The organism is Streptomyces sp. adm13(2018), assembly GCF_008042145.1.
Taxonomy (GTDB): domain Bacteria; phylum Actinomycetota; class Actinomycetes; order Streptomycetales; family Streptomycetaceae; genus Streptomyces.
Genome location: NZ_RDBH01000250.1, coordinates 1 through 759 on the forward strand (window position 1 = coordinate 1; position 759 = coordinate 759).

A 759-nucleotide genomic window follows, 5' to 3' on the forward strand; every position below is an offset into this window, starting at 1 on the left:
GGCGGTGGTCTTCGCCTACGAGTCGGGGCCGGGGACCGGTGGCGCGGGGCGCCGCGCCCCGCGCGGGTCAGGACGCCGTGCCCGGGGTGACCAGCCCCGACTCGTAGGCGAAGACCACCGCCTGCGCGCGGTCGCGCAGGTCCAGCTTGGCCAGCACCCGGCCGATGTGGGTCTTCACCGTCTGCTCGGCGAGCACGAGGTGGTCCGCGATCTCCTGGTTGGACAGCCCGCGTGCGATGAGCTCCAGGACCTCGGTCTCGCGCGGGGTCAGACCGTTCAGGCGGAGCGCCGTGGTGTCCTTGCGCGGGGCGGGGCGGGACGCCGCGAAGTCGGCGATGAGCCGGCGCGTCACGGAGGGGGCGAGCAGGGCCTCGCCCGCCGCCACGATCCGTACCGCCGCGATCAGGTCCGCCGGGGGCGCGTCCTTGAGGAGGAAGCCGGAGGCGCCGGCGCGCAGTGCCTCGTAGACGTAGTCGTCGACGTCGAAGGTGGTCAGCATGAGCACCTTCGGCCGGTGGACGACCCCGGTCGGCGGGTGGAGGATCTCCCGGGCCGCGGCCAGGCCGTCGAGTTCCGGCATCCGTACGTCCATGAGGACCACGTCCGGGTGCGTCGAGCGGGCCACGTCGACGCCCTGCCGCCCGTCCGGGGCCTCGCCCACGACGTCGATGTCGGGCTGCGCGGCGAGGAGCGCGGCGAACCCGGCCCGCACCATGGCCTGGTCGTCGACGATGATCACGCGGATGGTCACTCGGGGTC

Annotated in this window: 1 protein-coding gene; it reads right to left on the reverse strand. The window is 74.3% G+C overall.

Going from position 1 to position 759, the window contains the following annotated elements; genetic code table 11:
* Positions 1 to 67 precede the first annotated feature (67 nt).
* On the reverse strand, positions 68 to 751 hold the full coding sequence (locus EAO70_RS36190) for a response regulator (RefSeq protein ID WP_148007028.1): 684 nt from the start codon (positions 749 to 751) through the stop codon (positions 68 to 70).
* Positions 752 to 759 lie beyond the last annotated feature (8 nt).